The following is a 24,551-nucleotide window of genomic DNA, read 5'->3' as shown; positions in this document are numbered from 1 at the left end:
GGGGGGCTTGTGCCACCCAACGGTCATGACCCGCAGCAGCAGCGAATCACGCATCCACGATCGTCTGATCGACTCGCTTTATACCGAGGCGATGCTGCTCGCCGACGAGGCGCGCGACTATTTTGACAGCGAGGGCCGGCTGGAGCGCGAGACGCTCGATCCGCTGATCCGCGTCGGCTTCTCCTGTGAATCGCTCAAGATCACCACGCGGTTGATGCACGTCATCGCCTGGCTGCTCACCCAGCGTGCCATCGACGCCGGCGAGATCAAGCCGCGCGAGGCGCTCGACCCGACGCGCCGGCTCGGCAGCGCGCCGCAGTTCGACGCCGATCTCGTCCGCGCGCTGCCGGTGCGCGCGCAGGGTCTGGTCGCCGCCAGCGCCAATCTCCATCGCCGCGTCGGCCTGCTCGACGATGCGCAGGTGCCGCACCCGACGCCGAGCCCGGTCCACCATCTCCACGATCGTCTCGCGCTGGCCTTCTGAACCGCGGTCTGTCCTACATCGGCGACGCCCGCTAGACCGGCGACATGGCGCGCCCCGTTCTCCTCCAAAGGCCTTCCCTGCCTAGAAGAGAAGGACTGGCGTCATGTCAAAAACGGAAACGATCTGAGCCGATCGTTTCCGTTAAGGTGTCCATCTTGTCCATGTCGTCCAACACGACGCACGGCTCAGCCGAGCAGGCGCGCCTTCGCCGCGGCATATTCCGCCCCGAATCGTGCGACGCGGTCGGCGACGCTCTCGACCTTGTCGATCACGCCGATACCCTGTCCGGACCCCCAGATGTCGCGCCACGCCTTGGCCTTGCTGCCGTCGCCGCCGCCGAAATTCATCGTCTTGAGGTCGCCCTCGGGCAGATTGTCGGGGTCGAGCCCCGATGCGGCGATCGAGCTGCGCAGGTAATTGCCGTGCACGCCGGTGAACAGATTGGAATAGACGATGTCGGCCGCGCGGCTGTCGACGATCGACGCCTTATAATCGGGCGCGGCATTCGCCTCTTCCGTCGCGATGAACGGCGAGCCGATATAAGCGAAATCGGCGCCCATCGCCTGCGCCGCGAGGATCGCGCCGCCGCTGGCGATCGATCCCGACAGCGCCAGCGGTCCGTCGAACCATTGGCGGATCTCCTGCACGATCGCGAACGGCGACAGCGTGCCGGCATGGCCGCCGGCACCCGCCGCGACCGCGATCAGCCCGTCCGCGCCTTTCTCGATCGCCTTGCGCGCGAAGCGGTCGTCGATCACGTCGTGGAGCGTGATGCCGCCCCAGCCGTGCACCGCGGTGTTGAGGTCCTCGCGCGCACCGAGCGAGGTTATGACGATCGGCACCCGCCATTTGGCGCAGGTGGCGAGGTCCTGCTCCAGCCGATCGTTCGACTTGTGGACGATCTGGTTGACCGCGAACGGCGCGGCGGGCGCCTCGGGATGGGCGCGGTCGTGCGCGGCCAGTTCCTCGGTGATCCGGTGGAGCCATTCGTCGAGCAGCGTCTGCGGCCGCGCGTTGAGCGCCGGGAACGAGCCGACGATCCCCGCCTTGCACTGCGCGATCACCAATTCGGGACCGGAGATGATGAACAGCGGCGAACCGATCACGGGCAGGCGCAGGCGGTCGAAGATCGGGGGTGTCATGGCGGCGGTTTCCTCTCAGGATCGGTTGTTTAGCGCAACCGATCGGCCTGTCCAGCAAGCCCCGTCTTGCCCGCGCCGCCCAAAGGCGTATGGGCCGAATGATACAGTGTTTCCGGAGTATATCCTTCCATGAAGCTAGCCGTCGCCGCCGCCCTTGCCCTGACCGTCTCCACCCCCGCGCTCGCCGCCGGCAGCCTGCCCGCGACCGTCGTCCCGGTGCTCTACGACATCGACGTCACGCCGAATGCGCAGGCGATGACCTTCACCGGCAGCGAGACCGTCGAGATCGACGTCAAGGCGGCGACCGGGACGATCACGCTCAACGCCGCCGACCTGGCGATCGCCGCGGCGACGTTCGACGGCAAGGCGGTGCCCTTCGCGCTCGACAAGGACAAACAGCAGCTCGTCCTGACGTTGCCCGCGGCGGCGAAGATCGGCCGCCACACCGTCGGCTTCCGCTGGAGCGGCAAGATCAACCAGTCCGCCGCCGGCCTGTTCGCGATCGATTACACCAATCAGGACGGCTCGAAGGCGCGGATGCTCGCGACGCAGTTCGAGGCGCCGGATGCGCGCCGTTTCGCGCCGATGTGGGACGAGCCCGCGTTCAAGGCGAAATTCCGGTTGAAGGCGACCGCGCCCGCCGGCCAGCTCGCTTTCTCCAACATGCCCGCCGCCTCGGTGGCGAAGCAGGCGGACGGCACCCAGCTCTACAGCTTCGCCGAGACGCCGGTGATGTCGAGCTATCTGCTCTACCTCGGCATGGGCGATCTGGAGCGCAAGACGGTACAGGCGGGGAACGTCGAGATCGGCGTGATCACCCGGCGCGGCGTCGTCGACCAGGGCGATTACGCGCTCGCCGAGGCGAAGCGGCTATTGCCCTATTACAACAGCTATTTCGGCCAGCCCTATCCGCTGCCCAAGCTCGACATGGTCGCCGGGCCGGGTTCCAGCCAGTTCTTCGGCGCGATGGAGAACTGGGGCGCGATCTTCTATTTCGAGCCCGAATTGCTGTTCGACCCCAAGCGCGCCACCGAAAGCGGCCGTCAACGCATCTTCACCGTCGTCGCGCATGAGATGGCGCACCAGTGGTTCGGCGACCTCGTCACGATGAAATGGTGGGACGACCTCTGGCTCAACGAGGGCTTCGCCTCGTGGATGGAGAACAAGTCCGCCGCCGACCTCAACCCGGCGTGGAAGGCCGATGCGGCCGCGGTATCGACCGATCGCGAGGCGGCGATGGGCATCGACGCGACCGCCGCGACGCATCCGATCATCCGCAAGATCGAAACCGTCGACCAGATCGGCGAGGCGTTCGACGGCATCACCTATTCCAAGGGGCAGGCCGTCATCGGCATGCTCGAATCGACGCTCGGCCCCGACAAGTTCCGCGACGGCATCCGCCGCTACATGGCCAAATACAAGTTCGGCAACACCGTGACCGAGCAGCTCTGGGCCGAGCTGTCGGCCGCGGCCGGCCAGCCGGTGGCGGAGATCGCCCACGGCTATACGCTGCAGGGCGGCGTGCCGCTGGTGACGCTGACCGGGGCGCGCTGCACCGGCGGCACCACCACGGCGACGCTGGCGCAGGGCCGCTTCGGTCTCGACGCGGCGTCGAAGACGCCGCAGACGTGGCAGGTGCCGCTGGTCGTCGCGACGATCGGTGGCGGCGAGACGCGGACGATCGTCACCGGCCCGGCGACCAATGTCTCGGTCAAGGGTTGCGGCACGTTGCTGCTCAACAAGGGCAAGGGCAGCTACACCCGCGTGCTCTACGACCAGCCCGGCCATGACGCCTTGGTCCGCGACTATACGCGGCTGCCGCTCGAGGATCGGCTCGGCACGCTCGCCGACGATTATGCTTTGGCGGCGGGGGGATATCAGGACCTCTCGCGCTATTTCGCGGTGATGGGTCAGGTTGGCGCCGGTGCCGATCCGCTCGAATGGTCGCTGGTTTCCGGCCGGCTCGGCGGACTTAACGGGCTGTTCGAGGGGACGCCGCTGGCCACGCCGCTGCGCGCGCGCACCGTCGCGATCCTCGGTCCGGTCCTCCAACGCATCGGCTACACCGCCCGGCCGGACGAATCGCCGCTGGTCGGCAATCTGCGCGAGAATTTGGTCGGCCAGCTCGGCGCCAACGGCGACCCGGAGGTGCTGCGCCAGGCGCGCAGCTACGTCGCCAAGCTGTCTACCGATCCGACCGCGATCCCGCCGGCGATCCGCCAGCCGATCCTCGCCACCTTCGCCGCCAATGCAAGCGCGGCGGATTGGGACCTGCTGCTGCGGCTGACCAAGGCGGAGACCAATCCGGTCGCCAAGAACCGCTTCGTCTCGTTGCTCGGCTACGCCAAGGACGATGCGCTGGCGGCGCGCGCGCTGGACTTGCTCAAGACCGATACGTTCACCGCGCCGCAGCGTGCCGCGCTGCTGCGCGCGGTGTCGGGCGAACATCCCGACATGACGTTCGACTGGGCGGTGGCGAACCGCGCGCTGGTCGAGGGGTTCATCGAGGACAGCAGCAAGGCGAGCTTCATCGTCGGCCTCGGCGGCGGCTCGGTCGATCCGGCGATGCCCGGCAAGATCAATGCCTTCGCCGCGACGATGCCGGAAACCTCGCGTGGTCCCGCCAAGCGGGTGGTGTCGAGCATCGCCGTCCGCAAGGCAGCGGCGGAGCGCCTGCGTCCCGCCGTCCAGACCTGGCTCGGCAAGGGCGCCTGAACCGGCAGGGGGCGGCCTCGCGGCCGCTCCCTCGTCGGATCAACCGCCGGCGCGGGCCGGAATGCCGGTGACTTCCGCCACGCCGTCGTCGCCGAGCGCGACCAGCCACGCGCTGCCTTCGATGCATCGCACCGCCCATACCGGCTTGCCCTTGCGATCGGCCTGGCGGGTCACCGCGGCGACGCCCTGGCACGGCTGTTTGGCATCGTCGATCGCCCGGTAGAGCACGCCGTTGAGCTGCCGCGGCGGCAGCGCAGTGACCTTGGCGATATAGCCGCTCTCCTTGGGTGCGGCGCTGGCGGTATTGGCGGCCTGCGGTTCGGGTTGCGATCCGCAGCCGGTCAGGGCCGCGGCCAGCATCAGCATCAATCCATTACGCATTGCCGTCTCCATCGTCCTGTCCGCCCGAAGATAGGCGGGGGAGGCCGGGATCGACAAGGCTCCGTGTGAGGCTCCGGGGCGCTTCAGCGCCAGCCGGTAATCGCCCGCCCGCGATCGACGTCATGGTCGACCACTTGCTGGGTCAGGCGCAGGAACAACCGCTGCGCCTGCCGCCATGCGACCGCGCCCGCGCGCCGGTCCCGAACGCGATCGCCGACGACCAGCCGGCTGCCCCAATCGTCGACCGCCGCCGCCAGATCGTCGGGCGCGCCGCCGGGGCGGATCACCAGCGAAGGAAAGGGCAGGCGCGATCGGGGGGAGGCGAACAGGTCGCCCGCATCGGCCGGCGGCGCGAACAGCAGCGCGCCGGCGACCTTGCGGACGTCGTCGGTCGGCGACAGCCGCGCCCACCATGCGCTCGCCGCGCAGCCCAGTCCCTCGGCGACGATCAGCACGCGCGCATCGGCCTCGCGCACCGCCCGGTCGAGTTTCGCCGCCCAGATGTTGCGCGTCGCCGGCGAGCGCGCATCGAGCGGCACCGCACCCGACCCGCCCGCGGGCCAGCCGAACATGCGCTGCCAGGCGGGCGTCTCCTCCCCGTCGCCGATCGTGACGATCGACAGGCGGGGGTCGGCGAAGGGCAGGGCGGCGATAGCGGTCATGCGCGTCTCACTCCTCAACGCCGGGCGACTCGGCGAAGGTCGAAGTATGAACGCTTCCTGACGGCGAACCAGCCCCGATGCGCTTTGGCGCGCCGAAGCGGGCGGCGGGCGGGACGATCATCGCAGCAGCGGGTAGCCGAGCGCGACCGCATCCCGCTCCGCCGATCGGACGGGCGCCAGTGCACTTTCGTCCGCTGGTACGACATCCCTCAGGAACAGCGCGTCGCGGGCGGTCGCGAGCGTCGGATCGGCGATCACCGCCGCAAGCGCCGCCCGGATCGCGGCGAAGTGCGCGTCGGACGTCGCTGCCGCGGTGACGAAGGGCAGCGCCGGGGTGGCGCCCGTCGTCGCGATCACCCGCAGCCGCTCGGTCGACATCGGCTCATGGCGTCGCAGCGCCGCCCAGGTCACGCAGTCGATCGCGGCGCAGTCGGCTTCGTCGCGGACGATCGCCTCGGCACTGGCGCGGTGGCTCCCCGTCACGACCACCTGCGAGAAGAACGCCGTCGCGTCGGCCAGCGGTGCCACGACGGCGCGCAACAGGTTCATGCCGGTGTTGGAGGTCGGCGTGTTGATCGCCACCCGCGATCCCCGCAAGCCGGCGACGGCATCGATCCGATCCGCCGCCCGCACGACGATGACGCTGCGGTGGCTCGCACCGTCGCAGCCGGGCGCATCATAGACCGGCAGCGCGACCACCCGCACCGCCGGCGCGTCGGCGGCGGTCAACGGATAGCCGCACGCCTGCGCGAACAGCAGGCGAGCGTCGTACCAGATCGACTCGACCGATCGCGACCGGTCGAGATCGTCGGGCGCGCCGGGAATGCCTGCGACCCGCAGCCGATGTGCGAGACCGTGCCAGAGCGCGTCGTTCGCCGCGCGCTGCGCCGGGTGATCGTACATCCCGAGCGACGCGACCAGCGTCACGCCGCCTGATCCGGCCGATAGGCGGGATGGTGCAGATCGTCGTGTGCACGGAACGCAAAGCGCCGCAGCACCTCGCCATATCCGCGATAGATGCGGCCGCCCTCGGCGACGAACCGGTCGCGGTGCGCGCGGTGGTAGCCGGGCAGGCGATACCACGGCAGGCCCGGGCGCTCGTGATGCGCGACATGAAGGTTGTTGTTGAGGAACAGCAAGGCGAACAGTCCTCCACGCTCGACGATCGCCGCATGGGCGGTGGTTGCGAGGTCGGCGCGATGCTCGGCATAGCTGCGCAACAGCGTCAACGCGATGCCGGGATAGACGAAGGCGACCAGATAGGTGCCGATCGGCAGGCCGACATGGCCGAGCCACGCGAGCAACAGCGCCACCCCCGCCAGATGCGGCAGCCAGTCGCGTGCGACCGCGCCTGGCGCGCGCCTCATCCGCCCGATCTCGCCGGCGAGGAACCGCCCGATCACGATCGCCGGTCCGAAGACCAACTGACCGATCAGGGTCGCCTGCATCGCCGCCAGCCGCCGCGCCACGCCGCGACCGGCATGATAGCGCGATTCGGGATCGGCGGCGGGATCGGTGATCGCGCCGCAGCCGTGATGGGCGAGATGCGAGCGCCGGTAGATCGCATAGGGCAGGTACAGGCTCAGCGGCGGCATGCCGATCATGTCATTGAGCAGCCGACGATCGGTCGGATGACCGTGGATCGTCTCATGCTGCAACGACCCCTGCCAGCCGACGATCGCCCCGCCGAGCAACGTCAGTACCGGCAGCGGCAGCAGCGCATGCCAGGCGGTGAGCGCCAGCCACCCACCGTAGACGACGATTGCGACGGCGATCGTCGGCCAGTCGACGGCCGCGGAGGCACGTCGTTGAGGATCGGAGCGAGGCATACAGTCTCCTGACGTTCTCCCATCAATCTCCACGCTTTCGATAGGATTTGGCAAGCCAAGGCCTGCTTGTCACGGAGATCGCTCAGCTTGTTGGGTACGGGGCATCGTCAAGCGGCGCTTCCTCGGCTAGCGAACGGCTGCGGCCGTCGATGGCCTCGCGAAGACGGAGCAGACAGACGATGCCGAAGACGTTGGTAACCGGGGCGGCGGGTTTCATCGGCATGCATACGGCGGAAGCGCTGCTCGCACGCGGCGACAGCGTGGTCGGCATCGATTCACTCAACGATTACTATGATCCGGCATTGAAGCAGGCGCGGCTTGCCGAACTCACCCGGCGGCATGGCGACCGCTTCACCTTCCTCGCGGTCGATTTCGCCGATGCCGCGACGTTGCGCGACGCGCTGGCACCGCATGCGTTCGAGCGCATCGTCCATCTCGGCGCGCAGGCGGGCGTCCGCTACTCGATCGAACATCCCGAGGTCTACGGCCAGTCCAACCTCGTCGGCCATCTCAATATCCTCGAACTCGCACGCACGCGGCGGGTCGAGCATCTGGTCTATGCGTCCTCGTCGTCGGTCTACGGCGGCAACGCCTCGGTACCGTTCCGCGTCGAGGATCGCGTCGATCGCCCGGTGTCGCTCTACGCCGCCACCAAGCGCGCCAACGAGGTGATGAGCGAAAGCTACGCACACCTCTATCGCCTGCCGCAGACCGGATTGCGCTTCTTCACCGTCTACGGCCCGTGGGGCCGGCCGGATATGATGCTGTGGATCTTCACCCGCGCGATGTTCGCCGGCGAGCCGATCCCGGTGTTCAACAACGGCCAGATGGAGCGCGACTTCACCTTCATCGACGATATCGTCGCCGGCGTGATCGCTGCGCACGACCAGCCGCCGCCCGACGACGGGCAGGAAAAGCCCGGCGGCAGCGTCGCGCCGCACCGCCTCTACAATATCGGCAACAACCGCTCGGAGCCGCTCGGCCGCGTGATCGGCTTGCTCGAGGCGGCGATCGGCCGGCCGGCGGTGCGCCGCGACCTGCCGATCCAGCCGGGCGACGTCGTGCGGACCTTTGCCGACATCACCGCGATCGCCGACGATCTAGGCTATCGGCCGACCACGACGATCGACGTCGGCGTGCCGCGCTTCGTCGACTGGTATCGCGCCTATCACCGGCTCTAGGATGCCACCGCCCACGGCGCTTTCGCCAGCGCCCGGGCGAGATGATCGATCAGCACCGTGACGCGGCGCGGGCGCAGCGGGCTCGGCGGGGTGATGAGGTGGAGACCGAGCGGCGCGACGCTCCATTCGGGCATCGCCACCTCCAGCCGCCCCTCGCGAATCTCGCGCCAGACGAGGAATTCGGGCTGTAGCGCCAGACCTTGGCCGGCGAGCAGCGCCGGGTTGAGCATGTCGGCATTGTCGGTCCAGACGCGTACCGGCGGCTCGACCGTTTCCTCGCCGAACTGCGGATGGCCGAAGCGCCAGAGGCCGCGGCTCGACCCGCCGGTATAAGCGAGTGCGCAATGGTCCTTGAGCTGCGCGGGGTGGCTCGGCCGCCCGTGCGCGTCGAGATAGGCGGGCGCAGCGACGAGCAGGATGCGCACCGTGCACAGCCGCCGCGCCAGCAGCGAACTGTCCTCCAGCGCGGCGATGCGCAGCGCGAGGTCGAACCCTTCGGCGACGAGATCGACGCGGCGGTCGCTGAGCGCGAAGTCGAGCGTGATCTCGGGATAGGCGGCGAGGAAGTCGGGCAGCGTCGCACCGACGTAAGCGGTACCGAACGACAGCGGCGCACTGATCCGCACCAGCCCGCGCGCGACGTCGGATTGCTCCGCCGCCTCGTCCTCCAGCGCCTCGCCCTCCTGCAGGATGCGGCCGGCGCGGGCGAGCGCGGCGCGCCCCGCCTCGGTCAGCGACAGCCGCCGCGAGGTGCGCGACAGCAAGGCGACGCCGAGCCGAGCCTCCAGCCGCGCGATCGCCTTCGACACGGTCGGGTTGGCGAGGCCGAGCGCCTCCGCCGCGCCGGCGAAGGAGCCGCGCTCGGCGACCTTGGCGAAGATCGCCCAGGCTTCGAAGTCGGGAAGGCGACGTGTCATAATCGGCAATGATGAGATGCCATCATTGCCGTTTCGTCAAGTCGCCCGCTCCCCCATCTTGGCCTCAACAGGAAGCGTCCCGGCTTCTACAGGAGACAGACCATGATCGACCGTCGCCCCTTCGCCAGCCTCGGTGGTGCCAACCACGGCTGGCTCGATGCCAAGCATCACTTCTCCTTCGCCAATTACTACGATCCCAAGCGGATGGGCTGGGGCCCGATCCGCGTCTGGAACGACGATACGATCGCCGCCGGCACCGGCTTTCCGCCGCATCCGCATGCCGACATGGAGATCATCACCTATGTCCGCGAAGGCGCGATCACGCATCAGGACAGCCTGGGCAACATCGGCCGTACCGAGGCGGGCGACGTGCAGGTGATGAGCGCCGGATCGGGGGTGCGCCATTCGGAATATAATCGCGAACCCGGCACGACGACGATCTTCCAGATCTGGATCGAGCCCAAGACGCGCGGTGCTGCACCGTCGTGGGGTGCCAAGCCCTTCCCCAAGGGCGAACGCGCCGGCACGTTCGTAACGCTCGCCAGCGGCTTCGGCGACGATGCCGACGCGCTGCCGATCCGCACCGACGCACGCATCGTCGGGGCGACGATCAAGGCGGGCGAAACGGCGGAATATGCCCTCGGCGCCGGCCACCATGCCTATCTGGTGCCGGCGACCGGCAAGGTCGAGATCAACGGCGTGACGCTCGATGCGCGCGACGGCGCCGCGATCGTCGACGAGGCGGTGATCCGCATCACCGCGACCGAGGATGCCGAGATCGTCCTGGTCGACGCCGCCTGACCCCGACCGGGGAGCGCGCCTTGCGCTCCCCGGCACTTGCCGCGAAGGGGGTGCGATGAGCGATACCATCCTGATCTTCTACGGATCCTACCGGTCCGACCGGCAGGGCATCCGTCTGGCGCACTATCTGGTCGACGCATTCCGGGCCCGCGGGGCCAATGCTGAGCTGATCGACGCCAAGGCGCTCGACCTGCCGATGCTCGACCGCATGTACAAGGAATATCCCGCCGGCGCGGCACCGGCCGCGCTCGAAGCGCTGGCGGGCAAGATCAAGGCAGCGGACGCCTTCGTGTTCGTCGCCGGCGAGTATAATTGGAGCGTCCAGCCCGGTCTCAAGAACCTGACCGACCATTTCCTCGAGGAATGGTATTGGCGCCCCGCGGCGATCGCGAGCTATTCGGCCGGACGCTTCGCCGGTGCGCGCGCGGGGCTGGCGTGGCACGGCATCCTGTCGGAGATGGGGATGGTCGTCGTGTCGAGCAGCCTCGCGGTCGGCGGCATCGGCCATGCGCTCACCGCCGAGGCCGAACCGGTCGGCGATGGCGGCGCGAGCCTCGCCAAGGCGTTCCCGCGCTTCGCCGACGATCTCGCGTGGTGGACCGAAGCGGCGCGGGCGCAACGGGCGATCAAGGCGCCGCCCTATTGAGCGTCCGCCGCCTTGCGCGCGGCGCGGAAGCGATGGAGCAGCGGCTCGGTATAGCCATTGGGCTGGTCCACCCCTTCGAACACGAGCGCGCGGGCGGCCTGCCAGGCGACGCTGCTAGCCTCATTCCCGTGCATCGGCCGATAGAGCGGGTCGTCGGCATTCTGCGCGTCGACTTTCGTCGCCATCCGCGCGAAGGCGGCATCGACGTCGGCGGGTGACACCACGCCATGCAGCAGCCAATTGGCAATATGCTGCGACGAGATGCGCAGCGTCGCGCGATCCTCCATCAGGCCGATGTCGTGGATGTCGGGCACCTTGGAACAGCCGATCCCCTGATCCACCCAGCGCACGACATAGCCGAGGATGCCCTGCGCATTGTTGTCGAGCTCGGCGCGCACTGCGTCCGCCTGCCAGTTGCGCCCGGTATCAGCGACCGGGAGCGTGAGGAGGTCGGCGAGCGGCGCGGGGGTCTCGGCGCTGCGCGCGCGCTGGCGAGCGAAGACGTCGACGCGATGGTAGTGCGTCGCGTGCAGCGTCGCAGCGGCCGGCGAGGGGACCCAGGCGGTGTTCGCACCGGTCTGCGGATGGCCGATCTTCTGGTCGAGCATATCGGCCATGCGATCGGGCGCCGCCCACATCCCCTTGCCGATCTGCGCCTTGCCCGACAGGCCGCAGGCGAGGCCGATCTGCACGTTGCGGTTCTCATAGGCGGCGATCCAGGTGCCCGTCTTCATCTCGGCCTTGGGGATCATCGCGCCGGCGTGCATCGACGTGTGCAGCTCGTCGCCGGTGCGGTCGAGGAAGCCGGTGTTGATGAAGACCAGCCGGTGGCGGACCGCGTGGATGCAGGCGGCGAGATTGGCGCTGGTGCGGCGCTCTTCGTCCATCAGGCCGAGCTTGATCGTATGACGGGGCAGCGCGAGCAGGTCCTCGACCGCGTCGAACAGGCGGTCGGCGAAAGCGGCCTCGGCGGGGCCGTGCATCTTGGGTTTGACGATATAGATCGAACCGGTGCGGCTGTTGCGACCGCGATCGTGGAGCGCGATCAGTGACGTGACGATGGCGTCGAGGATGCCCTCGGGCGCGTCGCTGCCGTCGGGCAGGCGGACCGCGGGCGTGGTCATCAGGTGGCCGACGTTGCGGACGAACAGCAGGCTGCGGCCGGGCAGCGTCAGCGTGCCGCCGTCGGGGGCGGTGTAGGTGCGGTCGGGGGCGAGCGTGCGGGTGCGTGTCGCGCCGCTTTTGGCGAAGCTGGCGGTGAGGTCGCCCTGCATCAGGCCGAGCCAATTGGCGTAGGCGACGACCTTGTCCTCGGCGTCGACCGCGGCGATCGAGTCCTCGAGGTCGCAGATCGTGGTGAGCGCGCTTTCGAGGCGGACGTCGGCGATGCCGGCGGGGTCGGTGGCGCCGATCGGGTGGGCGCGGTCGATCACCAGCTCGATGTGCAGGCCGTGGTGGCGGAAGAGCAACGTGTCGCCGGCGCGGCCGACGAGTTGGGCGGGGTCGGCGAGTACGGGATCACCGCCCGTCCAGTCGGCCCAGCGGCCGCTGGCGAGCGGCACGGCTTCGTCGAGGAAGGCCTTCGCCCAGGCGATCACCTGCGCCCCGCGTGCCGCGTCGTAGCCGCCGGTGGCGGGCGTGCCGGGGAGCGCATCGGTGCCGTAGAGCGCGTCGTAGAGGCTGCCCCAGCGCGCGTTGGCGGCGTTGAGGAGGAAGCGGGCGTTGAGGATCGGGACGACGAGCTGCGGCCCCGCCATCGTCGCGATCTCGGCGTCGACGCGCTCGGGGTCGATTTTGAAGGGGGCGGGCTCCGCGACGAGATAGCCGATGTCGGTCAGGAAGGCTTGGTAGGCCGCCGGGTCGAAGTCGTTGGCGCCATGCCAGCCGTCGATCGCCGCCTGGAGTCGGTCGCGCTCGGCGAGGAGGGCGCGGTTCTCGGGGGCGAAGCGGGCGAAGAGCGCGGCGACACCCGACCAGAAGGCGGCCGGGTCGAGGCCGGTGCCGGGAAGGGCCCTTTCCTCGATGAAGGTCGCCAGCGGGGGGGCGATGACGAGGCCGGCGCGGTCCATAACTTCTCTATCCTCTCGCATAGGCCGTGAGGCTAGACCCAAGGTCGGCCGTTCGCTAGCCATGAAGATGTTGAAGCAGTTTATCCTGTGGGGAACGAATGGCGTTCGATCCGGACTATGCGCTGTTCGTCGCGGTGGCGGCGGGCGGCAGCCTGTCGGCGGCGGCGCGCAGCCTGCACATCTCGCCGGCCATGGCCTCCAAGCGGTTGCAGCGGCTGGAGAACAGGCTGGGCGTCCGGCTCGTCCACCGGACCACGCGGCGGCTGGCGTTGACCGATGCCGGGGCGCGGTTCCGCGACGATCTCGACGGGGTGCTCGCCGCGCTCGGCGAGGCGGAGGCGCGGGTGACCGGCGCCCGCGGCGAACCGGCGGGGCCGCTGCGCGTGTCGGCGCCGACGTCGTTCGGGCGGCTGCACGTCGCTCCGCATCTCGGCGCGTTTCTGGCCGCCTATCCCCGCATCGATCTCGCCTTCGACCTCAGTGACCATTTCGTCGATCTGCTCGGCGAGCGCGTCGATTGCGCGATCCGAATCGCGGGGGCGGTGCCGGGGTCCGTCGTGGCGCACCGGCTCGGCGAGAGCCGGCGGGTGTTGTGCGCGGCGCCGGCCTATCTGGCCGAGCACGGCGCGCCGGGGCGGATCGGCGATCTCGCCGGCCATCGCCTGCTCGCCGCCGACGGGCAGATGCCGTGGCGGCTGGTCGCCGCCGGCAAGACCGTCGCGATCGAACGCGCGAGCCATGTGCGGACCAATTCGAGCGAGATGATCCGCGAACTGGCGCTCGGTGGCGTCGGGATCGCGTTGCGGTCTTTGTGGGATGTCGGCGACGCCTTGCGCGACGGGCGGCTGGTCCGGGTGCTCGACGCGTGGGAGGGATCGGCGGAGGTCGGCATCTATGCGGTGCACCTGCCCGGTCCGGCGGTACCGGCGGCGGTGAGCGCCTTCGTCGCCTTCCTGCGCGAGACGATCGATCCGCGGCGCTGGGAGGCGATGACGCCGGCATGACGCCGAATTCATGGAACATGACGGATGCGTCACGGCTTTTCCCAGCAAGGTTTCGTTACAGGAGTTCGCCATGAAGAGTCTGATGTTCCTCGCCGCCGCCACCGCGCTCGTCGGCGCACAGCCGGCGCTCGCCAAAGGCTGTATCCGTGGCGCCGCCGCGGGCGGGGCCGCCGGCCATTTCGTCGGCAAGGGCCATGCGGTGATGGGCGCGGCCGCCGGCTGCGTTGCGATGCACCACCATTATGCCAAGCAGGCCCGCGCGCAGAAGGCCGCGGCGAAGCAGCGCTGAGCCTTTCACCCGGCGTATCGGGGTGAGGACGACCCGGGGCGGCGCAGGCCGTTCCGGGTCGTTCGTGTATTCGGGCTCGGGCGTCACCGTGCTTCGATACGGTCGGGACTGACGGTGGGGTCGTCGGCGTAAGAAGAAGGGTTGTTCGCGCAGAGGCGCGGAGGCGCAGAGGTGTTGCGCTCGCCGCGACAGCGGCGCTTTCCATCTGCCATGAGGGAAGGGACCGCGTTTGCCGCAAGCGGAACACCTCCGCGTCTCTGCGCCTCTGGGCGAACAGAACCTTCTCAAGAGGGCATTCACAGCGCGGAGGTTCCGCCTAGCTTTTCACCCGGCCGCTCAATTCGGCGCCGGCCTGCGGGTCGAACCTCGCATTGACGAAGATCGCGGTCAGCGAGATCGCCGTCACCGTCCAGAAGGCGAAAGTGAAGTCGGGGAAGGCCACCGCATCCGCCCCACGCCACAGCATCGAGACGTGCAGCGCGGTCGCGCCGATGCAGATGCCGAGCGACAGCATCAGCTGCTGGAAGGTCGAATAGAAGCTCGTCGCCGCGCTCATGCGGTCCTTGGCGATCTCGTCATAGGCGATGGTGTTGTAGGCGGTGAACTGGAACGACATCAGGAAGCCCGACAGCACCAGCACCGCGAACACCGCGGGCAGCGGCCAGGCGGGATCGAACAGCCCGCAGCAGGCATAAGCGGCGGTGCCGGCGACGCCCATCACGACGAGGCTGTTGCGGAAGCCGAAGCGTTTGAGGATGCGCCGCGCCACGCCCTTCATCCCGAACGAGCCGATCGCCGAGGCGACGGTCATCGCACCGCTCTGCGCGGCGGTGAGGCCGAAGGCGAGCTGCATCATCAGCGGCAGCAGGAAGGGCTGCGCGCCCTGCGTGATCCGCGCCAGCGAACCGCCGAGCACCGACAGGCGGAAGGTCGGGATGCGCATCAGCGACAGATCGAGGATCGGATGCTCCGTGCGCCCGGCGTGGCGCCAATAGCCCAGACCGAAGACCGCGCCGGTGGCGATCAGCGTCGCCGCCAACCGGCCCTCGCCGGGGCGGCTCGCCATCTCGAACCCGAACAACAGGCAGCCGAGCGCCGCGCCCGACAGCAGGAAGCCGAGCGGATCGAATTTGTGCGGCGTGTCCTCGCGCACGTCGGCGATGAAACGGCCGACGAGGACGATGCCGGCGACGCCGATCGGCAGGTTGAGCCAGAAGATCCAGCGCCAGTCGAGATAGGTGACGATTAACCCGCCGACCGGCGGGCCGACGATCGGCCCGATCAGCGCCGGCATGATCAGCCACGACATCGCCGACACCATGTCGCGCTTGGCGACCGAGCGGAGCAGCACCAGTCGCCCGACCGGCATCATCATCGCGCCGCCGATCCCCTGCAGGAAGCGTGCGGCGACCATCATCTCGAGGCTAGGCGACAGGCCGCAGGCGAGGCTGCCGACGACGAACAGGCCGATCGCGGCGCGGAACACGCGGCGCGCGCCGAACCGGTCCGCCATCGTCCCCGAGGCGGGAATGAACATCGCCAGCGCGAGCAGGTACGAGGTGAGCGCGATGCTCATCTCGGGCGCCCGCACGCCGAAGTCCCGCGCCATCGTCGGCAGCGCGGTGGCGAGCACGGTGGCGTCGAGATTCTCCATGAACATCGCGGTGGCGATGATCAGCGCGACGGTGCGGTAGTTGCGCGTCGGCCGTTCGCCGCCGGTGTGGTCGGCGGTCTGCGCGATATCGTCGCCGGCGGGGACGATGCCGTCGCGCACCTCCGCATTGACCGAGGCGATCCCGCGCCGCCGCGGCCTGAGATAGAGGCGCGGATCAAAAGCGGCGGGAAGGTGCAGGTGCATGCGAAGGGTAAAGCTTTCTCGCTTGATCGGCCTCTCCGGGAAGAGCGTGGCCGGGTCTCGCGGGCGGGGCCTTCGCTGTTTTCCATATAGGGACCGGCGGGTGGTATTGAAGTTTTTCAGCGCAGTTTTTGTCGTTTCCGGGGGTTGAGACCGGGTGCGCATCGCTGGTGGAGCAGCACTGTGCTCCTGCGAAAGCAGGAGCCTAGGGTCAAGCAGAACGACGGGTGCCGGCGATCGGGACTCCTGGGCTCCTGCTTTCGCAGGAGCACTGGGTAGTTCGCCGCGGTCTCCGCTAGCCGAGCGTCTTGGCCGCGGCGAGCGCACGCTCGCGGCCTTCGCGGTGGCCGATGATCTTGGCGGGATAGGCGTCGGGGCGGACGCCGTGCGCGTCGGGATCGTGGATCGTCTCGTCGGACAGGCTGGCCAGTTCCGGCACCCATTCGCGGATATAATCGCCCGCCTCGAACTTCTCGGACTGGCCGAGCGGCGCCATGATCCGGCCGAACATATTGGCGTCGACGCCGGTGCCGGCGATCCACTGCCAGTTGACCGAATTGTTGCCGTAGTCGGCGTCGACCAGACAGTCCCAGAACCAGCGCTCGCCCTCGCGCCAGTCGATCAGCAGATGTTTGACGAGGAAGCTGGCGGTGATCATCCGCACGCGATTGTGCATCCAGCCCGACTGCCAGAGCTGGCGCATACCGGCGTCGACGATCGGATAGCCGGTGCGGCCCTGCTGCCACGCCTCGAGGTCGCGCTTCGCGGCGGCATCGTCGCGCCACGGCAGCGCATCATATTTGTGGCGGCCGTTGACGTTGCCGTAATCGGGGAGCGCGAGCAGCACGCCGGCAGTGAAGTCGCGCCATGCGAGCTCGCGCAGGAAGGCCGCCGCCTCGGCACCGTGGCCAAGCGCGTGATAGACGGCGCGCGGCGACACCTCGCCATGGTGGAGGTGGGGAGACAGGCGCGAGGTGCCTTCCTCCGAGGGAAGGTTGCGGCGACGGTCATAGGCGGCGACCTCGGCGGGGAAGTCCTTGGCCTTGGCGAGCGCTTCCGTCTCGCCCGGCGTCCAGTCGGCGTCGAACCCGGTGGACCAGTCGGGCTTGGTCGGGAGAAGGTCCCAATCGGCGAGCGCATCGCTCTTTGGCCAATGATCGGGGGCGGGGATGGAGCGCGGCGCGGCGAGCGGCTGCTCCGGCGGCAATTGGGCCTGCAGCGCGCGCCAGAAGGAGGAGAAGACGCGGAACGGCGTGCCGGCGCCGGTGGTGACGTCCTCGACGCGCGACAGGCGGTTGCCGTCGTAGAGGTCGAGCACGTCGCCGAGCGCATCCTCCTGCTTGCGCCACCACGGTTCGTAATGGCGGATCGCAAGGATGCGGGTGGCGCCTGTCTCCTCGAGCAATTGCCTGAGGACCGCGACCGCATCGCCGCGGCGCAGGATGAGGCGGCTGTGCTTGGCGGCGAGATCCTTGCCGAGCGCTTCGAGGCTGTGATGCAGCCACCAGCGCTGCGCGCCGCCGATCCGCCATTGGCCGGGCGCGTCGTCGTCGAGGATGTAGACGGGGATCACCGGGCCGGCATGCGCGGCGGCGACGAGGGCGGGCTGGTCGTGGAGGCGCAGATCCTGGCGCAGCCACAGCAGGGTCGTTTCGGTCATCGCGGGGTGAAGCGTTCGGGTGCGGGCCGGGGTTCCCGTCTAGCCAAGAGTAACCCACTGGGCTTGCATGTATTCCCGCGCAGGCGGGAATCCAGGGTCACGCAGAGCAACAGCGGTGGGTGTGCAGGACCCTGGGCTCCCGCCTGCGCGGGAGCACTGGCTCTTGTCCGGCGGCATCCCATCACGGACGTGCCGGATTTGGCGTGCTAGGACGGCGTATGACTGTCGGGACGAAACGATGAAGCGGATCATGATGGCGGCGACGATGCTCGGCGCCTGTTCGCCCTCCGCACCTGCGCCGAGTGCGCCGCGGCTGCCGGTGGCGATCCGCGGCGCGGAGCAGATGACGCTGGTGCGGGGCGCGGCGCTCGAACGGCTGGTGCGTGGCAGCGTGCAGACGCGGGACGGGGCGGTGCCGCCGGTCGAGCGCTTCGCCGCCGTCGGCGAGGACTATACGCTGCGCTACAACGACAAGCCCGATTCGGCGGGACGCTATCGGGTGACGCCGGACCGGGTGTGCCTGCGTTTCGCGGGGGATCGCAGCATTTATTGCCGCTTCTATCTCACCGATCGTGCTGGCAAAATCTGGATGGCGGAGGACGACCGCGACTATCCGCTGCACATCGCCGCGGTGACGGTGGCACGCGACACATAAGCATTCCACGTAATCCCCTCTCCCGCCGGGAGAGGGGAGGCGCGATCACGCCATCATCGACGGGCCGGCGATGACCTTGTCGAGCGTGACCGGATATTCGCGGATGCGCACGCCGCTGGCATTGTAGACCGCATTGGCGATTGCCGCGCCGACGCCGCACAGGCCGAGCTCGCCGACGCCCTTGGCCTTCATCGGCGACGACATCGGATCGACCTCGTCGAGGAAGATCACCTCCTGATGCGGGATGTCGGCGTGGACCGGCACCTCGTAGCTGGCGAGATCGTGGTTGACGAAGAAGCCGAAGCGCTTGTCGACCGCCAGTTCCTCCATCAGCGCGGCGCCGACGCCCATCGTCATCGCGCCGATCACCTGGCTGCGCGCCGACTTGGGGTTGAGGATGCGCCCCGCCGCGCAGACCGCGAGCATGCGCCGGATGCGGATCTCGCCGGTATAGGCGTCGACGCCGACCTCGACGAAATGGCCGGCGAAGGTCGATTGCTGTTCCTTCTTGGCGAGATCGCCGAACTCGATGCTGTCCTCGGCGGACAGGCCGGCATCGCCCGCCGCCTGCGCCAGCGGCACGCTGCGGTTGCCCGAGCGGACCTTGCCGTCGGCGAACTCGACGTCGGCTGAGTTGAAGCCGAGCTTCTGCGCCACCGTCTCGCGCAGCTTCATGCAGGCGGCATAGACACCCGCGGTCGAGCTGTTGGCGCCCCATTGGCCGCCCGACCCGGCGGCGACGGGAAAGCTGCTGTCGCCGAGCAGCACGTTCACCTTGTCGAGGGTCACGCCCATCACCTCGGCGGCGGTCTGCGCGATGATCGTATAGCTGCCGGTGCCGATGTCGGTCATGTCGGTGGCGACGGTGACCATCCCCTTCTTGTCGATGCCGACGCGCGCGCCCGACTTCATCGTCATGTTGTTGCGGAAGCCGCTGGCGACGCCCATGCCGACCAGCCAGCGCCCGTCGCGGACCGAGCGCGGCTTCGCCTGCCGCTGCGACCAGCCGAATTTGTCGGCGCCGAGACGCAGGCATTCGACGAGCTGGCGCTGCGAGAATTTGCGGCCGGGCTTTTCGGGATCGACCTGCGTGTCGTTGACGATGCGGAACTGGACGGGGTCCATGTTCAGCTTCTCCGCCATCTCGTCCATCGCGACCTCGAGCGCCATCAGGCCGGGCGCCTCGCCGGGCGCGCGCATCGCATTGCCTTCGGGCAGGTCGAGCACCGCGAGCCGCATCGAGGTCAGGCGATTGGCACCCGCATACAGCAATTTGGTCTGCGATACCGCGGTCTCGGGACCGCCGCCGGGCAGATCGCCCGACCCGCTCTCATGCGCGATCGCGGTGAGCTTGCCGTCCTTGCCGGCACCGAGGCGGATGCGCTGGCGCGTCGCCGGGCGGTGCGTGGTGTTGTTGATCATCAGCGGGCGTTGCAGCGTCACCTTGACCGGTCGGCCCGCCTGTTTCGCGCCGAGCGCCGCCAGCACCGCATCGGCGCGGACGAACAGCTTCCCGCCGAATCCGCCGCCGATATAAGGCGAGATCAGGCGGACGTTGTCCTTGGGGATGCCGAGCGTCTTGGCGACGTCGCCCTTGCCCCAGGCGATCATCTGGTTCGACGTCCACAGCGTCAGCTTATCACCGTCCCAGCGCGCGATGCTGGCATGCGGCTCCATCATCGCGTGGCTCTGGTCGGGCGTCTCGTACACGGCATCGAGCTGCACCGGCGCGGCGGCGAAAGCCTTCTCGAAATTGCCGACGCGGTCGATCGGCGGCGCGGAACTGCCCTCGCCGCTGCTGTCGCCCTTCAGCGGGGCGGTCTTGAGCGCGGTGTCGAGGTCGAAGCGACCCTTCTCGCGCGCGTAATCGACGCGGATCAGCGCCGCGGCGGACCGCGCCTGTTCGAACGTCTCGGCGACGACCAGCGCGATCGCCTGATGATAATGGTCGACCGCGGGGCCGCCGAGCAGCTTGGCGGTGTTCATGTCGCCCTTGCCGAGTGCGCCAGCGCTGTCGGCGGTGACGATCGTCAGCACGCCCGGTGCGGCCTTCGCCGCGGCGAGATCCATCGACGCGATCCGCCCCTTGCCGATGCCGGCGCCGAGGACATAGCCATAGGCCGCGTCGGGAACGACGTCGTGGCGCTCATAAGCGTAGGGCGCGGTGCCGGTGGTCTTGAACTTGCCGTCGATACGGTCGGTGGGCTTGCCGATGACCTTGAGCTGGTCGATCGGGTTCTGGCCGGCGGGCTGGTCGAATTTCATGCTGCGTCTTTCGCTTCGGCCAGCACTGCGGCGAGCGTGCGCTCGACGAGGGGCACCTTGAAGGCATTGTCAGCGGTCGGGCGGGCGCCGGCGAGCAGGCGACCGCTCACCGCCTTGGCACCCTGCGGCAAGGCGGCTTCCGCCGCCTCGACGCGCCACGGCTTGGGGGCGATGCCGCCGATCGCGACATGGCCGCTGCCATCGCGCTGGACGATCGCGGCCACCGAGACGAGCGCATAGGCGTAGGACGCCCGGTCGCGCACCTTGTGGTAGATGTGCGTGCCGCCGACCGGCTTGGGGAGCGTCACCGCGGTGATCAGCTCGCCCGCATGCAGGTTGGTGTCGATATGCGGGGTATTGCCCCACAGGCGATGGAAGTCGGCGATCGCGATGCGCCGCGTCTGTCCGGAGGGCTGGACCGTTTCCACCGTCGCATCGAGCACGCGCATCGCCACCGCCATGTCGCCGGGATAGGTGGCGATACAGGCATCGCTGGTACCGATGATGCCGAGCTGACGGCTGTAGCCGCCGATCGCGGCGCAGCCGGTGCCGGGCTTGCGCTTGTTGCACGGCTGGTTGGTGTCGTAGAAATAGGGGCAGCGCGTGCGCTGGAGCAGATTGCCCGCAGTCGTCGCCTTGTTGCGGAGCTGGCCCGACGCTCCCGCAACGATCGCGCGGGTCAGCACGCCATAGTCGCGACGGACGCGGGCGTCGGCGGCGAGATCGGTGTTGCGCACCAGCGCGCCGATGCGCAGGCCACCGTCCGACGTCGGCTCGATCTTGTCGAGCGCGAGGCGGTTGACGTCGACCAGATGCACCGGCTCCTCGATCTGGAGCTTCATCAGGTCGAGCAAATTGGTGCCGCCGGCGATGAACTTGGCGCCGGGCTTGGCCGCGACCGCCGCGGCGGCCGCTGCGGGCGTCTCGGCCCGCTCATAGGTAAAGGCCTTCATGCTTTTGTCCCCGCGACGTCGGACATCGCTTCGATGATGTTGGAATAGGCACCGCAGCGGCAGATGTTGCCGCTCATCCGCTCGCGCATCTCCACCGCCGAGGCGGTCGGCTGGCCGGCGATATCGGCCTGGACGTGGCTGGGGACGCCGCGCTTGATCTCGTCGAGCACCGCCACCGCCGAGCAAATCTGGCCGGGCGTGCAATAGCCGCATTGATAGCCGTCGTGCTTGATGAAGGCGGCCTGCATCGGGTGCAGGTCGTCGGGCTTGCCGAGCCCCTCGATCGTGGTGATCTCGTCGCCGTCATGCATCACCGCGAGTGTCAGGCACGAGTTGATCCGGCGGCCGTCGACCAGCACGGTGCAGGCGCCGCACTGGCCATGATCGCAGCCCTTCTTGGTGCCGGTCAGCTTCCAATGCTCGCGCAGCGCGTCGAGCAGGGTGGTGCGGGTGTCGAGATCGAGCTTGCTGGTGCGGCCGTTGACCTTGAGCGTCACCGGCACCGTCGGCACCGGCGCGCGATCCTGCATCTGCGGCGTCGCCGCTTCGGCCGGCAGCGCGGTCGCGGCAACACCGACGGTCCCGACCGCGATTACCCCGCGGCGGGACATCTGAAATTCATTCTGGCGCATAGGGGCCCCCGTGATGCTGTCGAGCGCCGGGACCTCTATGATCCCGATCGTCCGTCGGCTCCGGTGGGGCTTATCCTGCCTTATCCAACCAAAGCAAACGCTTGGGGAGAGTACGCGGCAGGATAGGTCCGGGTTCCACCTAACGCAGGCGAAACCCGGACTTTCGCATCAGAAACCGATGTGCGCGCCGGCCGAGAGGACGACGGCATGCGCGTCCTGCAACGTGCCGTTGGTGAGCACCGGCGTCTGTACCAGCGTACCGGCATAAGCCGCGGTACGGCGATCGATCGTCGTGTCGGAGAAGTCGACGTAGTTCGCGGCGAGATCGATGCCGATCTTCGGCGTCAGCTGGAAGGTGCCACCGGCGCCATAGTTCCAGCGGTTCGCGTCGGGCACGCGTGCGTCGCGCAGGCCGTCCTGCGTCGGCGTCGTCGCCCGCTGCACACCGGCGCGGAGCGTCAGCTTCGGCGAAACGGCATAATCGACGCCGCCGGCGAGGCTGTAGCTGTCACGATAATTCTCGGGCAGTGCGGTGTTGAGCGGCGCGCCGAGGCGGATCGCGTCGAACTTGCTCCAATTGTAGCGGACTGCCTGGCCGTTCAGCGTCAGCTGCGGCGTGGCGCGGATGCGTGCGCCGACGATGACCTGCGCCGGCGTGTAGAAGCTCGCCTCGACATCGTTGACGGTGCGGTTCTGCGTGGCGAGCGGGCCGACGAGCCCCTCGACCAGCAAATCGCCCTTCAGCGTATGTTCGATGCGCGACTTGTAGCTGACGCCGACGGTCGCCCAATCGTTGTGCATCTGCATGCCGGCGGTCCAGCCGAGATCCCAGCCGTCACCTTCCAGCTTCTGGCGGCCGTCGGCGGCGGTGGTGAGGTTGGGCAGGTTGTTGCCGAGGCTGGCATAGACGTGCTCGACGTTGGCGGCACCGCCGACGCGCAGCCAGTCGGTCAGCGCGATGGCGATCGATGGCTGGATGTCGATCGTCTGCAGCTTGGTGCGGGTCGCACTGTAGCGGGTCCAGCTCGTCGAATCATAGTCGGTGGTGAAGCTGTAGGGCGAGGTGACCGCAAGGCCGATCGCGACCGGGCCGAACGGCATCGCGATCGCGCCCGACGGCAGCAGACCATTGTCGATCGGATTACGGGCGACCTGATCGCCGCCGACGGCCGCGAAGTTGGTCGGAACCTGGCACGACACGCCGGCCGGACGGCAGATCAGCGTACCGTTGTTGACGACCTTGCCGCGCGGCAGGATGCCCGAGGCGTTGATCGCGGCTTCGCCATTCTCCATGCCGGCGATCGACGCCGGGTTCCACCACAGCGACTGCGGACCGGTGTCGGCGACTTCGCCCGAGAAGGCACGGCCGGCGCCGCGCGCCGACTGTTCCTGCAGGTAGAAGGCCTGCGCGTGCGCGACGGTGGCGAAGCCGAACGAGCCGAGCACGGCGGTGGCGAGCAGGGAGGTCTTACGAAGGGTCATGGGGGTCTTCCTTAAGCGAACTGGGGGCAAACACGTTGGACGGACACGCTTTTAGCGGATGCGGGTCCAGGTCTGCGTCTTGCACAAGGGGACGAACACGCAGCCGCGGACCTTGAGCGTGTTGGCGTCGACCGGCGTCACCTTCGCCTTGTAGGTCTTGCCGTCGTCGGGATTGTAGATCTGGCCACCGGACCAGCCGTCGCGGTCGGCGGTGAAGCCGCTGATCAGGAGCAGGCCCTTGAGCGGGCGGCTGCGCTGCGCGACGTTCTGGTTGTTGGCGTCCTTGAGGTCGGGCTGCTGGCGAAGCAGTTCGGAGGTCAGCAGACGGCCGCAGATCGACGCGCCGCAGCGCTGGATCTCGACGATGCCGTTCTTCGTCTCGGTCTTCCAGCGGCCGATCGCCGTATCGGCGGCGGGGGCAGGGGCCGCTGCGAGCAGGGCGCCGAGCAAAAGCAGGGACATGATGATTCTCCTCTCCGGGATGCACGCTAACAGCCGCATGCATCGAATAAGCCTTCCAAAAGCTTTCGCGCCGTATCCGTACGGTCGCGGTGTGTCGCCATCATTGCCGGTCGACGATGAACGATGACCTAATGGCTAACAGGATGCCGTATACGGCAACCTGCGGCCCGCCTAAACCGCTGGCGTCGGGTGTCAAGCGGGGGTTGCGTGGTGGTGGCAGGTTTTAAGCGACGTGCGGCGTGGGGGCCACGGACCCGATCGCTGGCTTGCGAGCATTGCCGGTGTCCGAGGCTGACGAGATGATGGTCGATCGGCATCCTCGTCAGGTTCGTCACCCCGGACTCGTTCCGGGGTCCACCGGTCAACGGGCGAACGGTGCTTACTCTAGCCGTTCTCCTCGCCGCGGAGTGGACCCCGGAACAAGTCCGGGGTGACGGGGTGAATCCGCGAAGCCTTGGACCTGGTCG

General features: G+C 68.6%; 22 protein-coding genes. 8 read left to right on the top strand and 14 right to left on the bottom strand.

All coding sequences use genetic code 11. The annotated features are described in order from the left end of the window. Positions 1–25: 25 nt before the first annotated feature. Positions 26–484 carry a DUF1465 family protein gene (locus tag AC07UH_RS16195; RefSeq protein WP_495181069.1) on the top strand — a complete coding sequence of 153 codons (459 nt, stop codon included), beginning with the start codon at positions 26–28 and terminating at the stop codon, positions 482–484. Positions 485–669: 185 nt separating this feature from the next. Here the strand turns inward: AC07UH_RS16195 and AC07UH_RS16190 are convergent, their stop codons facing one another. Further along, positions 670–1,626 carry an NAD(P)H-dependent flavin oxidoreductase gene (locus AC07UH_RS16190; RefSeq protein ID WP_495181068.1) on the bottom strand — a complete coding sequence of 319 codons (957 nt, stop codon included), beginning with the start codon at positions 1,624–1,626 and terminating at the stop codon, positions 670–672. Between the two features lie 129 nt (positions 1,627–1,755). On the opposite strand from AC07UH_RS16190, the gene AC07UH_RS16185 reads away from it, so the two are divergent. Beyond that, positions 1,756–4,341, top strand: a complete 2,586-nt coding sequence (locus tag AC07UH_RS16185) for a M1 family metallopeptidase (RefSeq protein WP_495181067.1) — start codon at positions 1,756–1,758, stop codon at positions 4,339–4,341. 39 nt (positions 4,342–4,380) lie between these two features. Here the strand turns inward: AC07UH_RS16185 and AC07UH_RS16180 are convergent, their stop codons facing one another. From AC07UH_RS16180 to AC07UH_RS16165, 4 genes are all read right to left on the bottom strand, one after another. Next, a complete protein-coding gene (locus AC07UH_RS16180) occupies positions 4,381–4,722 on the bottom strand; it encodes a hypothetical protein (protein WP_495181066.1) in 342 nt (113 codons plus the stop codon). An 83-nt stretch (positions 4,723–4,805) separates the two neighbouring features. After that, positions 4,806–5,384 (bottom strand): alpha/beta hydrolase, encoded by a 579-nt coding sequence (locus tag AC07UH_RS16175; protein ID WP_495181065.1) that lies wholly within the window; start codon positions 5,382–5,384, stop codon positions 4,806–4,808. Between the two features lie 117 nt (positions 5,385–5,501). Next, positions 5,502–6,311 (bottom strand): phosphate/phosphite/phosphonate ABC transporter substrate-binding protein, encoded by an 810-nt coding sequence (locus AC07UH_RS16170; RefSeq protein ID WP_495181064.1) that lies wholly within the window; start codon positions 6,309–6,311, stop codon positions 5,502–5,504. Beyond that, a complete protein-coding gene (locus AC07UH_RS16165; protein WP_495181063.1) occupies positions 6,308–7,213 on the bottom strand; it encodes a fatty acid desaturase in 906 nt (301 codons plus the stop codon). The genes AC07UH_RS16170 and AC07UH_RS16165 overlap by 4 nt, the downstream gene beginning before the upstream one ends. 179 nt (positions 7,214–7,392) lie before the next feature. Here AC07UH_RS16165 and AC07UH_RS16160 point away from each other — a divergent pair, with 179 nt between their 5' ends. Further along, positions 7,393–8,394 carry an NAD-dependent epimerase/dehydratase family protein gene (locus AC07UH_RS16160; RefSeq protein ID WP_495181062.1) on the top strand — a complete coding sequence of 334 codons (1,002 nt, stop codon included), beginning with the start codon at positions 7,393–7,395 and terminating at the stop codon, positions 8,392–8,394. Here AC07UH_RS16160 and AC07UH_RS16155 read toward each other — a convergent pair. Further along, positions 8,391–9,311: a LysR family transcriptional regulator gene (locus tag AC07UH_RS16155; protein WP_495181061.1), complete on the bottom strand. Its 921-nt coding sequence runs from the start codon at positions 9,309–9,311 to the stop codon at positions 8,391–8,393. The genes AC07UH_RS16160 and AC07UH_RS16155 overlap by 4 nt on opposite strands. 102 nt (positions 9,312–9,413) lie before the next feature. On the opposite strand from AC07UH_RS16155, the gene AC07UH_RS16150 reads away from it, so the two are divergent. Both AC07UH_RS16150 and AC07UH_RS16145 read left to right on the top strand, forming a co-directional pair. Next, the gene (locus AC07UH_RS16150) at positions 9,414–10,112 is read left to right on the top strand and encodes a pirin family protein (RefSeq protein WP_137898635.1); all 699 of its coding nucleotides are present in this window, start codon (positions 9,414–9,416) and stop codon (positions 10,110–10,112) included. A 55-nt stretch (positions 10,113–10,167) separates the two neighbouring features. Then, positions 10,168–10,758, top strand: coding sequence for an NADPH-dependent FMN reductase (locus AC07UH_RS16145; protein ID WP_495181060.1), 591 nt, complete (start codon positions 10,168–10,170; stop codon positions 10,756–10,758). Here the strand turns inward: AC07UH_RS16145 and AC07UH_RS16140 are convergent. Beyond that, positions 10,752–12,848 (bottom strand): malate synthase G, encoded by a 2,097-nt coding sequence (locus AC07UH_RS16140; protein WP_495181059.1) that lies wholly within the window; start codon positions 12,846–12,848, stop codon positions 10,752–10,754. The genes AC07UH_RS16145 and AC07UH_RS16140 overlap by 7 nt on opposite strands. Positions 12,849–12,925: 77 nt before the next feature. Here AC07UH_RS16140 and AC07UH_RS16135 point away from each other — a divergent pair, with 77 nt between their 5' ends. Both AC07UH_RS16135 and AC07UH_RS16130 read left to right on the top strand, forming a co-directional pair. Beyond that, positions 12,926–13,831, top strand: a complete 906-nt coding sequence (locus AC07UH_RS16135) for a LysR family transcriptional regulator (RefSeq protein WP_495181058.1) — start codon at positions 12,926–12,928, stop codon at positions 13,829–13,831. A gap of 70 nt (positions 13,832–13,901) precedes the next feature. Continuing rightward, entirely contained in the window at positions 13,902–14,120 is a 219-nt protein-coding gene (locus AC07UH_RS16130) for a hypothetical protein (protein WP_495181057.1), read from the top strand. Positions 14,121–14,436: 316 nt separating this feature from the next. On the opposite strand, the gene AC07UH_RS16125 is transcribed toward AC07UH_RS16130, so the two are convergent. Both AC07UH_RS16125 and AC07UH_RS16120 read right to left on the bottom strand, forming a co-directional pair. Then, a complete protein-coding gene (locus AC07UH_RS16125) occupies positions 14,437–15,978 on the bottom strand; it encodes a DHA2 family efflux MFS transporter permease subunit (RefSeq protein ID WP_495181056.1) in 1,542 nt (513 codons plus the stop codon). A gap of 292 nt (positions 15,979–16,270) precedes the next feature. Beyond that, positions 16,271–17,635 (bottom strand): cryptochrome/photolyase family protein, encoded by a 1,365-nt coding sequence (locus tag AC07UH_RS16120; protein WP_495181055.1) that lies wholly within the window; start codon positions 17,633–17,635, stop codon positions 16,271–16,273. 238 nt (positions 17,636–17,873) lie between these two features. Between AC07UH_RS16120 and AC07UH_RS16115 the strand changes: the two genes are divergently transcribed. Continuing rightward, entirely contained in the window at positions 17,874–18,290 is a 417-nt protein-coding gene (locus AC07UH_RS16115; RefSeq protein WP_495181054.1) for a hypothetical protein, read from the top strand. Positions 18,291–18,335: 45 nt separating this feature from the next. Here AC07UH_RS16115 and paoC read toward each other — a convergent pair whose 3' ends face one another. The 5 genes from paoC to AC07UH_RS16090 all read right to left on the bottom strand — a co-directional run bounded on the left by paoC (position 18,336) and on the right by AC07UH_RS16090 (position 24,084). Beyond that, complete coding sequence (paoC, locus tag AC07UH_RS16110; protein ID WP_495181053.1) at positions 18,336–20,555, bottom strand: aldehyde oxidoreductase molybdenum-binding subunit PaoC; 2,220 nt, start codon at positions 20,553–20,555, stop codon at positions 18,336–18,338. Further along, positions 20,552–21,508 carry an FAD binding domain-containing protein gene (locus AC07UH_RS16105; protein WP_495181052.1) on the bottom strand — a complete coding sequence of 319 codons (957 nt, stop codon included), beginning with the start codon at positions 21,506–21,508 and terminating at the stop codon, positions 20,552–20,554. The genes paoC and AC07UH_RS16105 overlap by 4 nt, the downstream gene beginning before the upstream one ends. Next, the gene (gene paoA / locus AC07UH_RS16100) at positions 21,505–22,140 is read right to left on the bottom strand and encodes an aldehyde dehydrogenase iron-sulfur subunit PaoA (RefSeq protein WP_495181051.1); all 636 of its coding nucleotides are present in this window, start codon (positions 22,138–22,140) and stop codon (positions 21,505–21,507) included. Before paoA ends, AC07UH_RS16105 begins: the two co-directional genes overlap by 4 nt. A 168-nt stretch (positions 22,141–22,308) precedes the next feature. Further along, positions 22,309–23,622 carry an OmpP1/FadL family transporter gene (locus AC07UH_RS16095; RefSeq protein WP_038658338.1) on the bottom strand — a complete coding sequence of 438 codons (1,314 nt, stop codon included), beginning with the start codon at positions 23,620–23,622 and terminating at the stop codon, positions 22,309–22,311. 51 nt (positions 23,623–23,673) lie between these two features. After that, positions 23,674–24,084, bottom strand: a complete 411-nt coding sequence (locus tag AC07UH_RS16090; RefSeq protein WP_038658341.1) for a DUF2147 domain-containing protein — start codon at positions 24,082–24,084, stop codon at positions 23,674–23,676. Between the last annotated feature and the right edge of the window lie 467 nt (positions 24,085–24,551).

The organism is Sphingomonas sp. GW821-FHT04B01 (assembly GCF_059420425.1).
Note: the sequence above shows the minus strand (reverse complement) of the source record. Positions and strands in the feature narration are given on the sequence as shown.